Genomic DNA, 11,884 nt, shown 5'->3' with positions numbered 1-11,884 from the left:
GGCGTCAACATGACCTCATCCCTACACCACCACACCCCGACCCTGAAGTGCCTTGATCCTCGCGCACAGGTCATCAGGCAGGTGGACTATCTGCGTGTCCGGGTCGGCGACGAGGTGACGGCACTGGTCTCACGTCACCAGTTGGACGTCGCCGGGCGTCTGATGGCGCAGTGGGATCCACGTTTGTCCCGGCCCGGTGTCGCCACGCGCTACAACCTGGCCGGTGCGCCGCTCAAGATCGACAGCGTCGACGCAGGCTGGCAGGTGAGCCTGGTCGGCCCTGCCGGTGAGGCGTTGCAGCGTTGGGACGCACGGGGCAATCGGCGGCAATCGCGTTATGACGGCCGGTTGCGGGTGGTGACCGTTGGGGAAAACGCCACGCCTGACTTCGAAACCTTCGTCTACGGTGACGCTGGGGCCGACCCCGGCCACAATCTGCGCGGGCAGATGATCGCACTGAAGGATGCCTCGGGGCTGCTGGAAGTTCACGGGGTCGCCCTGACCGGCCAGGCACTGCACGAAACCCGCATCTTGCGCGACAAACGGGCATTCGTCAGCCGCCGCCGCTTCGGCCCTTCCGGCACGGCACTGGAACAGACCGACGCCGGGGGGCACCGGCAACGTTACGCCTACGACATCGCCGGCCAGCTCAAGCAAGTGCATTTGCAGCTCAAGGATCAAGACGTCTGGCAAACGGTACTGAAACAGGCGCACTACAACGCCGCCGGGGAAACCATCGAGATGTTGGCCGGCAACGGCGTGACCAGCCGCTGGAGCTACGATCCGGCCAACGGACGCCTGCACCGCCAGCACACGCAGAACAACGTCCAACCGCCCCTTCAAGACTTCGGCTACGAGTACGACGCGCAAGGCAACATCACCCGGATTGTCGACCACGCCTTCGACCCGCGCTTCTTTGCCAACCAGCGCATCGACGGCCAGCGCCTCTTCACCTATGACACCCTCAATCGGCTGCGCAGCGCCACCGGCCATGACGATGCGCCACCGACGGATACCCCCGGCCGGCCGCAGCCCGGCAACCCCGCCGACCGGCGCAACTACATCCAGACCTACGACTACGACCGCGGCGGCAACCTGATCGCCTTGCGGCACCAGCGCGACGGCAACACCTACACCCGCCGGATGTTCATCGACCCGGCCAGTAACCGCGGTGTGCGCTGGGCCGAAGGCGATCCGCAACCGGCGTTCGACACCCTGTTCGATCGCGCCGGGAACCGGCAGGACTTGCAGCCGGGCCAACCGCTGCGGTGGGACAGCCGAAACCAGTTGGCGTCGGTGACCTTTGTGCAACGTGACGACGGCCCGGATGACGTCGAACATTACCTTTACAGCCAGGGTTCGCGGGTCTGCAAGCGCCTCCAAACCCATTCGGTCTCGGCCAGCCACTGCCACGAAGTGCTTTACCTGCCGGGGCTGGAGATCCGCAGCAAGGACAACGGCGAACGGCTGCACGTCATCATGCTCCCCGCCGGCGTGCGTTGCCTGCACTGGGAGGCGGGACAGCCGCCGGGCGTCGAGCCCGACCAATTGCGTTACACCCTGCAAGACCACTTGGGCTCATGCCTGATGGAACTGGACAGGCATGCGCAACGGATCAACCACGAAGGCTACTACCCGTTTGGCGCCACCGCGTGGATGACAGCCCGCTCCGCACTGGAAACCGACTACAAGACCGTGCGCCATTCGGGACAGGAGATGGATGCCAGCGGCCTGTACTACTACGGCGCCCGCTACTACGCACCCTGGCTGCAACGATGGGTCAGCGCCGATCCGGCAGGGGATGTGGACGGGTTGAATCTGTATGCCTTTGTGGGGAACAACCCCATTGTGCATGTCGACCAGACAGGCCACATGAAAGTCGTTTTCAGTCTGGCGAAGGATTTTCTCGGAATACTCGGCAAGGCGAAAACATCGGTAGAGCAGCTGCATAACTTGGCGACAGAATTCGATGGGCTCGTCAATGAAGACGCCGACCCGGAACAGGCTCGCAAGGACATGACGTTCGGCAGGTTCCTCAAGTCCGCCGGAGGAATCAAATCCACCGTCTATGGCGCGGTCAAAGGTGCAGGCGTCGGTGGGCTCATAGGCACCGCCGTGCCCGGCATCGGTAACCTGATCGGCACGGTTGCGGGAGCCGTTGCCGGCGCGGTCATCTTTCCGCTGGTGCGTTACTACTTCCTGAAGAAAGGTCTGAAGCTTGCGCAAACGTTACGTACCCAGGAACTCAAAGCGGGTTTGGCCAACGTTATCGATACGACGCATGGCATCGTGGAGGGGACGCGTGATCTGCTCAATGGCGGCAACGCATTGCTGAAGAGGGTGATAGACGCCAAAGAGCTCATCGACGCCTATCCTCAGGCGCTGCAGAAGAGACTTGATGAGGAGCTGTCCCGATTCTCCGTGGAGCAACTCAGTCAGTACATGGAATTGATCGGCTCCGGCAACGAACCCTTCAAAGCCATCGACCAGTTGCTCAAGGCGACAAACGCCCCAAGCGCAGTTGAAAGTGTCACAGAGCGCCTTCCTGGGCTGGGGAATACCATCATCGACCCTCCTGTCGAGAAGCCGATCCCCAAACCCAGAACCAGAGCGCGCCGGCAATCTGCGCAACACGCTAATGAATCCTATGCCTGAGGCCGCCGGGCAATACGCAGTCTGCGGGCGTGCATGCTATCGTGCCCGCCCGTCCCCCATCCGTTCGCCCCAGCATGCTGCCGACTTCCCGTACCCTGCGTCTGTCGCTGTACACCCTGCTGATCATCGCCGGCGCCGTCCTGGCCGCGACCCTGGCGATCCGCCACGCCGAACGCCAGGCCCTGGAGGAGGACGCGGCCCGCGCCAGCCAGCAACTGGCGCTGTACGCCAATTCGCTGCACACCCTGATCGACCGCTACCGCGCCCTGCCCGCCGTGCTGGCGCTCGACCCGCAGCTGCGCGCGGCCCTGGCCGGACCGGTGGGCGCCGAGCAGCAGGCGGCGCTCAACCTGAAGCTGGAGAAGATCAACGGCGCGGCGCAGTCCTCGACCCTCGAACTGCTCGACCATAGCGGCCTGGCCGTGGCCGCCAGCAACTGGCGCCTGCCCAGCAGCTACGTCGGCCACAACTACGGGTTCCGCCCGTACTTCAGCCAGACCCGCACCCAGGGCAGCGGACGCTTCTACGCCGTGGGCGTGACCAGCGGGATCCCCGGCTACTTCCTCTCCAGCGCCGTGCTCGGCGATCAGGACGAGTTCCTCGGGGCGATGGTGGTCAAGCTCGAATTCCCCGAACTCGAACGCGAATGGAGCCAGGGCAGCGACACCCTGTTGGTCAGCGATGCGCGGGGCATCATCTTCATCGCCAACCAGCCGGGCTGGCGCTACCGCGCGCTGCGGCCGCTGGACGCCGCCGACCTGGCGGACATCAAGGCCACGCGCCAATACGACAAACAGGCGCTGGTGCCGCTCACGCACCTGTCGCTGCGCCGCTTCGACGACACCAGCGACCTGCGCCGGGTCGAAGGCCCCCAGGGCACCGCCGACTACCTGTGGGAATCCCTGCCGCTGACCGCCGAAGGCTGGACGCTGCACCTGCTGCGCCGCCCGCAGGTGGCGTTCGAGGACCTGCGCAACGCCGGGCTCGCCGCCGCCGGGGTGTGGCTGGCGCTGGTGTTCCTGCTGCTGTTCCTCAACCAGCGCTGGCGCCTGGGCAAGATGCGCCAGCGCAGCCGCGCCGAGCTCAAGCGGCTGGTGGAAGAACGCACCCGCGAGCTGCGCACCGCCCAGGACGGCCTGGTGCAGTCGGCCAAACTGGCGGCGCTGGGGCAGATGTCCGCCGCGCTGGCCCACGAGATCAATCAGCCATTGACCGCCCAGCGCATGCAGCTGGCCACCCTGCGCCTGCTGCTCGACCATGGCCGCGTCGATGAAGCCTACAAGGCGCTCAAGCCGGTGGACGACATGCTCACCCGCATGGCCGCCCTCACCGGCCACCTGAAGACCTTCGCCCGCAAGAGCCCCAGCGGCCTGCGCGAACGGCTGGACCTGGCGACGGTGGTCGACCAGGCCCTGCAGTTGCTCGACACCCGCCTGCGCGACGAGCAGGTCAGCCTGGTGCTGCACCTGACCCGCCCGGCGTGGGTGCGCGGCGATGCGATCCGCCTGGAGCAGGTGCTGATCAACCTGCTGCGCAACGCCCTGGACGCCATGCACGGCAAACCGTGCAAGCGCCTGCTGATCCGTCTGGAGGCCGACCAGCAGCTGTGGCACCTGAGCGTCAGCGACAGCGGCGGCGGCATCGCCGAAGAGCACCTGGGCCAGGTGTTCGACCCGTTCTTCACCACCAAGCCCGTGGGCGACGGCCTGGGCCTGGGGCTGGCGGTGTCGTTCGCCATCGCCCACGAGTCCGGCGGGCGCCTGAGCGCCGAGAACGGCGAAGGCGGCGCGGTGTTCACCCTGACCTTGCCGATCGATCTGGAGGCGCACATCTGATGCTCAACTCGGTGATGGTGGTCGATGACGAAAGCAGCATCCGCAGCGCCGTCGAGCAGTGGCTGAGCCTGTCGGGTTTCGAGGTGCAGCTGTTCAGCCGCGCCGAAGACTGCCTGGCGGCGCTGCCCCGGCACTTCGCCGGGGTGATTCTCAGCGACGTGCGCATGCCCGGCCAGAGCGGCCTGGAGCTGCTGGCCGAGGTGCAGCGCCGGGACGCCGACCTGCCGGTGATCCTGCTGACCGGCCACGGCGATGTGCCGATGGCCGTCGAAGCGATGCGCGACGGCGCCTACGACTTCCTCGAAAAACCGTTCAGCCCCGAGATCCTGCTCGGCAGCCTGCGCCGGGCGCTGGACAAGCGCCGGCTGGTGCTGGAGAACCGCGCCCTGCACGAACAGGCCGACAACCGCGCCAGGCTCGACGCCACGCTGCTCGGCGTGTCCCGCGGCATGCAGACCTTGCGCCGGCAGGTGCTGGACCTGGCCGCGCTGCCGGTCAACGTGCTGATCCGCGGCGAGACCGGCAGCGGCAAGGAAATGGTCGCCCGTTGCCTGCACGACTTCGGCCCGCGCGCAGACAAACCGTTCGTGGCGCTCAACTGCGCGGCGATCCCGGAGCAGCTGTTCGAGGCCGAACTGTTCGGCCATGAGAGCGGCGCGTTCACCGGGGCGTCCGGCAAGCGCATCGGCAAGCTGGAATACGCCGACGGCGGCACGCTGTTCCTCGACGAGATCGAAAGCATGCCCCTGGCCCAGCAGGTGAAGCTGCTGCGGGTGATCCAGGAGCAGAAGCTGGAGCGGCTGGGCTCGAACCAGAGCATCCGCGTGGACCTGCGCATCGTCGCCGCCACCAAGCCCGACCTGCTCGACGAGGCCCGGGCCGGGCGCTTTCGCGAGGACCTGGCCTATCGGCTGAACGTGGCCGAGCTGCGCCTGCCGCCCCTGCGCGAGCGCCGCGAAGACATCCCGTTGCTGTTCGACGCCTTCGCCCGCCAGGCCGCCGAACGGCTCGGGCGCACGTTCCCGCCGCTGGGCGGTGCCCAGTTGAGCCACCTGCTCAGCCACGACTGGCCGGGCAACGTGCGCGAACTGGCCAACGTCGCCGAGCGTCAGGTGCTGGGGCTGGACGAACCGGTGCCGGGGATCGACCCGGGGCAATCGCTGGCGGCGCAGCAAGAGGCGTTCGAGGCCCAGTGCCTGCGCATCGCCCTGACCCGGCACAAGGGCGACGTGAAGGCGGTGCTCGAAGAACTGCAGCTGCCGCGGCGCACCTTCAACGAAAAGATGCAGCGGCACGGGTTGAGCCGGGAGATGTTTGTGCAGGACAGCTGACGCCCGGCGACTGCGCCGGCCTCATCGCGGGCAAGCCCGCTCCCACAGGGGTTTGCAGTGGTCACAATTTCTGCATCCACCAAGGTTCTTGTGGGAACAACTGTCTTGCTTCTGTCCTGCGGCGCCTGGACTGCCACCATCGCTGGCAAGCCAGCTCCCACAGAGTTCTCGGTTGAATGCAAAGTGAGGGAGCACCACAAAACATTGTGGGAGCGGGCTTGCCCGCGATGAGGTCGGTACGACCACCGCCAATGCCCAAGACCAGATAGGCGGATTTCCGCTCATCACCCGCTGAACAACAAGCGGATTTCCGCTCAACAACCGCGCCTACCCCCTCTAAACCGGCCCTGCGCCCCTTGGCACACCTCCTGCTATAGCCCCCGCAGGCTGCGTTTCGACGCGCTCCACAAAAACAATTAACCGAAGGATCCTTCAATGGATAACTCCAACATCCTGCCGCTTGGGGCAGCTGCCGCGCCGGCCAAGGAAAGAACCACCGCCAGCCGGATCAAGTCGATCTTCAGCGGTTCCGTCGGCAACATGGTCGAGTGGTACGACTGGTACGTCTACGCCGCCTTCTCGCTGTACTTCGCCAAGACCTTCTTCCCCGCCGGCTCCACCACCGCGCAACTGATGAACACCGCCGCGATCTTCGCCGTGGGCTTCCTGATGCGCCCCATCGGCGGCTGGCTGATGGGCCTGTACGCCGACCGCAAGGGCCGCAAGGCCGCGCTGATGGCGTCGGTGTACCTGATGTGCTTCGGCTCGCTGATCATCGCCCTGAGCCCGAACTACGAAACCATCGGCATCGGCGCGCCGATCCTGCTGGTGTTCGCCCGTCTGCTGCAGGGCCTGTCGGTCGGCGGCGAGTACGGCACCTCCGCCACCTACCTGTCGGAAATGGCCACCAAGGAGCGTCGCGGCTTCTTCTCCAGCTTCCAGTACGTGACCCTGATCTCCGGCCAGCTCATCGCGCTGGGCGTGCTGATCGTGCTGCAGCAGTTCCTCACCACCGAACAGCTGTACGCGTGGGGCTGGCGCATTCCGTTCGCCATCGGCGCCCTGTGCGCGATCGTCGCCCTGTACCTGCGCCGCGGCATGGAAGAGACCGAGTCGTTCGTGAAGAAGGAAAAGTCCAAGGAAAGCGCCATGCGCACCTTGCTCCGCCACCCGAAGGAACTGCTGACCGTGGTCGGCCTGACCATGGGCGGCACCCTGGCCTTCTATACCTACACCACCTACATGCAGAAGTACCTGGTGAACACCGTCGGCATGAGCATCTCCGACTCCACCACCATCTCGGCGGCGACGCTGTTCCTGTTCATGTGCCTGCAACCGGTCATCGGCGGCCTGTCGGACAAGATCGGCCGGCGTCCGATCCTGATCGCCTTCGGCGTGCTGGGCACGATCTTCACCGTGCCGATCCTGATGACCCTGCACACCATCCAGAGCTGGTGGGGCGCGTTCTTCCTGATCATGGCGGCGCTGATCATCGTCAGCGGCTACACCTCGATCAACGCGGTGGTGAAGGCCGAGCTGTTCCCGACCGAAATCCGCGCCCTGGGCGTCGGCCTGCCGTACGCGCTGACCGTGTCGATCTTCGGCGGCACCGCCGAGTACATCGCGCTGTGGTTCAAGAGCATCGGCATGGAGACCGGCTACTACTGGTACGTGACCGCGTGCATCGCCGTGTCGCTGCTGGTGTACATCACCATGAAGGACACCCAGAAGCATTCGCGGATCGTGACTGACTGACCTGTCCGTGCAGTCGCCGCAAGGGTGACTGCAATGGCCCCATCGCCAGCAGGCTGGCGCCCACAGGGGGTCAGCGGTGTCCACAAATCCTGTGTTCACCGCCAAACCTTGTGGGAGCCAGCCTGCTGGCGATGGGGATCACCCCGGCATCAAGCGGACTCGACCGTCCGCTGCGTGCTGCCGTAACGCTTCTGCGCAAACGCCGCCCCGGCGATCATCACCACCAGGATCCCCGCCAGCACCGCCGACGAGCCGATGGTGCCGAAGTCCAGGCCGCCCTTTTCATGGGATTTGGTCATCAGGTCGCCCAGCGTCGCGCCGAACGGCCGGGTCAGCACGAACGCCACCCAGAACAGCGCCACCGACGAGAGCTTGGTGAAGTATCTGAGCAGCACCACCAGGGCGATCGCCGAACCGATCAGCAGCGCGCCGCCGGCAAAGCCCAGGCCCGAGTCGTCGGCCAGGTAATCGCCCAGGGCGGTGCCCAGGGTGTTGGAGAACAGGATCGCCATCCAGTAGAACATCTCGCCGCGAAAGGTCTGCACCTTGCTGACATTGAGCGAGTCGCCGCTCAGGCGCCAGGCCGCGAAGATCGCCAGCAGGATCGAGATCAGGATCATCGAGCCCGTGGCGTAGCCCAGGCCCAGGGTGCGGTCCATGAAATCGGACATGGTGGTGCCGGCGGTGCTGGTGGAAAGGATCACGATCCAGTACAGCAACGGCTTGTAGGTCTTGGCCATCAGTTGCGTGACCAGCGTCAGGACGAACACGCTGATCAGGATCAGCGAGCTGATCGCATAACCGACGTCGAGGGTCATCGACAGCAGATCCCCCGCCGTTTCCCCCAGGGTCGTGGCGCAGATTTTCATCACCCAGAACGCCAGGGTGATTTGAGGCAGTTTGTTCATGAACGCAAGAGCTCCCGTGTGTGACGGCCGGTTGTTCGATTTCTGGCCGCCGGCAGACTGGCGTCCGCGGGGTGAAAAACCGGTCGGCGTTCCATGAAAAATCTGTCACACGGGCCAAAACAGCGATTAATCACCGGTTAATGCCGCTGCCCCATCCTGCACTCACCTGATCGATTGACTGCGCGCCGCTCGCCCCGAGGACGGAAGCGAATCGAACGCGGCGCCCTTAATATCTAGTTAATCGATTGTTATTAACGTTATTTTGCGCTTTTTAATCAATTTTATTGGCGTAGCATTCAACTCAAGCAAGACACAACGCCAACGAATCCGGAGAAACGACCATGAACACCAAACTGATCCTCGCCCTGACCCTGTCTGTCCTGGCCGCCAACACCTTCGCCGCCGACGGCTCGGACAAGACCAAATCCGCCGACTTCATCTCCGGCGCCAGCGCCTCGGTCGAACACACCACTTCCGGCGCCTACGCCGCTGATGGCTTCGACAAGACCGGCACCGCCAACGCCATCGCCGCCGACGGCTTCGACAAGACCGGCACCGCCAACGCCATCGCCGCCGACGGCTTCGACAAGACCGGCACCGCCGCGGCCATCAGCTGAACCGCGGATGCAAACACCAAAGCCCGGCCAATGCCGGGCTTGTTCATTTCTGCAGCGACACACCTGCCCGTTCCCAAGCAAAAAACCTGTGGGAGCTGGCTTGCCAGCGATGACGCCAGCCCGGGCACCGCAGGCCAGATTCAAGACAAGAGCCCACGGGCCTTTGCACCGGACTGGCAATCAGCGCCCTGCACTTGCACTATTGGGCCCCTCAGAACACAGCCTTCCAGGACCGCCCGCGCCATGCCCGACGACATTCACTTCTACGAACCCGCCAACGGCCACGGCCTGCCCCACGATCCGTTCAACGCCATCGTCGGCCCACGCCCCATCGGCTGGATCTCCTCGCAGGATGCCGAAGGCCGGCTGAACCTGGCGCCGTACAGCTTCTTCAACGCCTTCAACTACATCCCGCCGATCATCGGGTTCTCGAGCGTGGGCCGCAAAGACAGCCTGAACAACATCGAGCAGACCGGCGAATTCGCCTGGAACCTCGCCACCCGGCCATTGGCCGAGCAGATGAACCAGAGCTGCGCGGCAGTGGGGCCTGAGGTCGACGAGTTCGAACTGGCGGGCTTGACCACCGTGGCTTCGAAAGTGATTGCGGTGCCGCGGGTGGCCGAAAGCCCGGTGTCCTTCGAATGCAAGGTCAGCCAGATCATTCAGCTGCAGCGGGCGGATGGCGAGACAGTGCCGAGCTGGCTGATCCTCGGCGAGGTGGTCGCCGTGCACATCGCCAAATGGCTGCTCAAGGACGGGATCTACGACACCGCCGCCGCAGAACCGATTCTGCGCGGCGGCGGGCCGGCGGACTATTTCCAGCTGGGGCCGCAAGCGTTGTTCAAGATGTGGCGACCGGGTGCGGTCAAGTGAGGCTCACCAGATGAGTTCGGCGTCGTCGCTCACGCCCTGAAGGCGTTCCAGCTCGCGGGTCGCGGCGTCGTCGGCCGCGATGGCGCCGGCGAACACCTGTTCATCCAGCAGTTTGTGGAAGCGCGGGGCGCCGCCATCGACCAGGGCCTTGACCGCAATGGCGGCGTAATAGCCCTTGTTGCCGCCCAGCTCGACGGGGACCACAGCGGAAACCGCTTCGAAGTGTGCGAACTCTTTACGTGCCATGTCTCAGGTTCCGGCTCAGTCAAATAGGCCGGCCATTAAACCCTCAACCGGCGAGTTTGTGTACCGGTGCGCCGCAGTCGCCGAGGGCCTGGGCGGCCGACACTTCCTTGAACGTGTGGAAATCCACGCTGTTGACCACCAGGTCCTGCACCAGCTCGCCGAACACCTCCATGGACGGGCTTGTGAAATAGGCGGTCATCGCCTGCTGGCTGCTCCAGAAGCCGGACACCAGCCACAACTGCGGATCGCACTGCGAATGCTGCAAGGCGAAGTTCAGGCAACCGGGGGCCGCGCGGGACGGCTCGATCAGCGCGCTCAGGCGCACGCCCAGTTCCTCCGAACGCCCGGCACGCGCGCGGATGAAGGCCATATGACTGACGGGAATTTGCTTGGACATGTTCAATCCCTCCCAGGGAGTCGCGTGGCAGCCGGGGACGGGCTGCGACAGGATCCAAGGTTACGGGCCGCGTGCCGGGCGCCGTTAGTCGATTCCTGCCGTTGCCTTGCACGATCCTGCGAGACTGGCTCAAAACCCTGTAAAAAAGTGTGAAGGCCTGTCACGGTGCTGTCATACGGGTTTCGAGCAAGTTTGCCCGCCTGCGTCCTGTCATGTCTGGGGGCCTTGGCAACCCCGTGCAGGATCAGGCAAGCATTTGACAGGATGTGTCTACCGCTCGCGCTTGCACAAACTTATGCTCTGCCCCACTTCACCGCCCTTGCCGAGGAGGCCGTGCATGACGTCACCCGAACATTTTCCAGCCCCGCTGGACGCCGACATGGAAAAGCAGCGTGCGGAACTGGCGACGCTCATCCGCCGCAACACCTCGGAAGACGGCAGCTACGCCACGGCCATCGGCTCGCTGTTCATGTCCCGCCACTCCCGGTCCCATGACTTCGCCCCGGTGCTCGCGCAACCGGCGCTGTGCATCATGGCCCAGGGACGCAAGGAGGTGCGGCTGGCGGACGAATACTTCAATTACGACCCGCTGAACTACCTGGTGGTCTCGGTCTCGATGCCGCTGAGCGGACGGGTGGTGAACGTCTCGCCCGACGAGCCGATCCTGGCCGTGCGCCTGGACATCGACCCGGCGGAAATCACCGCGCTGATCGCCGACGCCGGCCCCATGGGCGTGCCGACCCGGCCGACCGGGCGCGGCCTGTACGTCGAACGGATCGACAGCGCCATGCTCGACGCGGTGCTGCGCCTGGCGCGCCTGCTCGACACACCGAAAGACATCGCCATGCTCGCGCCGCTGATCCGCCGGGAGATCCTCTATCGCCTGCTGCGCAGCCCCCAGGGCCACCGGCTGTACGAGATCGCCATCGCCAACAGCCAGAGCCACCGCATCAGCCAGGCGATCAAGTGGCTCAACGGCAACTTCGAACAGCCGCTGCGCATCGATGACCTGGCCAGGGAAGTGAACCTGAGCGTCTCGACCCTGCATCACCGCTTCAAGGCGATGACGGCGATGAGCCCGTTGCAGTACCAGAAGCAACTGCGCCTGCAAGAGGCCCGGCGGCTGATGCTGACCGAAGGGCTGGAAGCCTCGGCGGCGGGGTATCGGGTGGGCTATGAAAGCCCCTCGCAGTTCAGCCGCGAGTACAGCCGGCTGTTCGGCGCGCCGCCGCTGCGGGATCTGGCGCGGTTGCGGCTCACCGTCTGA

At 65.1% G+C, this 11,884-nt stretch carries 10 protein-coding genes; 7 read left to right on the top strand and 3 right to left on the bottom strand.

Annotated features, from left to right (window positions below; translation table 11 throughout):
* Positions 1-9 precede the first annotated feature (9 nt).
* From KVG96_RS03340 to KVG96_RS03325, 4 genes are all read left to right on the top strand, one after another.
* Positions 10-2,655, top strand: a complete 2,646-nt coding sequence (locus KVG96_RS03340; RefSeq protein ID WP_217890808.1) for an RHS repeat domain-containing protein — start codon at positions 10-12, stop codon at positions 2,653-2,655.
* A 74-nt stretch (positions 2,656-2,729) separates the two neighbouring features.
* Positions 2,730-4,490 (top strand): sensor histidine kinase, encoded by a 1,761-nt coding sequence (locus tag KVG96_RS03335; protein ID WP_217890807.1) that lies wholly within the window; start codon positions 2,730-2,732, stop codon positions 4,488-4,490.
* A complete protein-coding gene (locus KVG96_RS03330; protein WP_217890806.1) occupies positions 4,490-5,821 on the top strand; it encodes a sigma-54-dependent transcriptional regulator in 1,332 nt (443 codons plus the stop codon). The genes KVG96_RS03335 and KVG96_RS03330 overlap by 1 nt, the downstream gene beginning before the upstream one ends.
* A 435-nt stretch (positions 5,822-6,256) precedes the next feature.
* Positions 6,257-7,576 (top strand): MFS transporter, encoded by a 1,320-nt coding sequence (locus KVG96_RS03325; RefSeq protein ID WP_085629501.1) that lies wholly within the window; start codon positions 6,257-6,259, stop codon positions 7,574-7,576.
* A 149-nt stretch (positions 7,577-7,725) separates the two neighbouring features.
* Here the strand turns inward: KVG96_RS03325 and KVG96_RS03320 are convergent, their stop codons facing one another.
* Entirely contained in the window at positions 7,726-8,484 is a 759-nt protein-coding gene (locus KVG96_RS03320; protein ID WP_217890805.1) for a COG4705 family protein, read from the bottom strand.
* Positions 8,485-8,825: 341 nt separating this feature from the next.
* Between KVG96_RS03320 and KVG96_RS03315 the strand changes: the two genes are divergently transcribed.
* Together KVG96_RS03315 and KVG96_RS03310 are read left to right on the top strand one after the other, a co-directional pair.
* A complete protein-coding gene (locus tag KVG96_RS03315; RefSeq protein WP_217890804.1) occupies positions 8,826-9,101 on the top strand; it encodes a hypothetical protein in 276 nt (91 codons plus the stop codon).
* Positions 9,102-9,344: 243 nt separating this feature from the next.
* Positions 9,345-9,974 carry a flavin reductase family protein gene (locus KVG96_RS03310; RefSeq protein WP_217890803.1) on the top strand — a complete coding sequence of 210 codons (630 nt, stop codon included), beginning with the start codon at positions 9,345-9,347 and terminating at the stop codon, positions 9,972-9,974.
* A gap of 3 nt (positions 9,975-9,977) precedes the next feature.
* On the opposite strand, the gene KVG96_RS03305 is transcribed toward KVG96_RS03310, so the two are convergent.
* Both KVG96_RS03305 and KVG96_RS03300 read right to left on the bottom strand, forming a co-directional pair.
* Positions 9,978-10,220 (bottom strand): hypothetical protein, encoded by a 243-nt coding sequence (locus KVG96_RS03305; protein ID WP_217890802.1) that lies wholly within the window; start codon positions 10,218-10,220, stop codon positions 9,978-9,980.
* 43 nt (positions 10,221-10,263) lie between these two features.
* The gene (locus tag KVG96_RS03300) at positions 10,264-10,617 is read right to left on the bottom strand and encodes a putative quinol monooxygenase (RefSeq protein ID WP_217890801.1); all 354 of its coding nucleotides are present in this window, start codon (positions 10,615-10,617) and stop codon (positions 10,264-10,266) included.
* Positions 10,618-10,954: 337 nt separating this feature from the next.
* Between KVG96_RS03300 and KVG96_RS03295 the strand changes: the two genes are divergently transcribed.
* Complete coding sequence (locus tag KVG96_RS03295) at positions 10,955-11,884, top strand: AraC family transcriptional regulator (protein WP_217890800.1); 930 nt, start codon at positions 10,955-10,957, stop codon at positions 11,882-11,884.

It is taken from the genome of Pseudomonas ekonensis (assembly GCF_019145435.1).
Lineage (GTDB): Bacteria > Pseudomonadota > Gammaproteobacteria > Pseudomonadales > Pseudomonadaceae > Aquipseudomonas > Aquipseudomonas ekonensis.
This window is presented reverse-complemented; position numbering and strand designations above follow the sequence as displayed.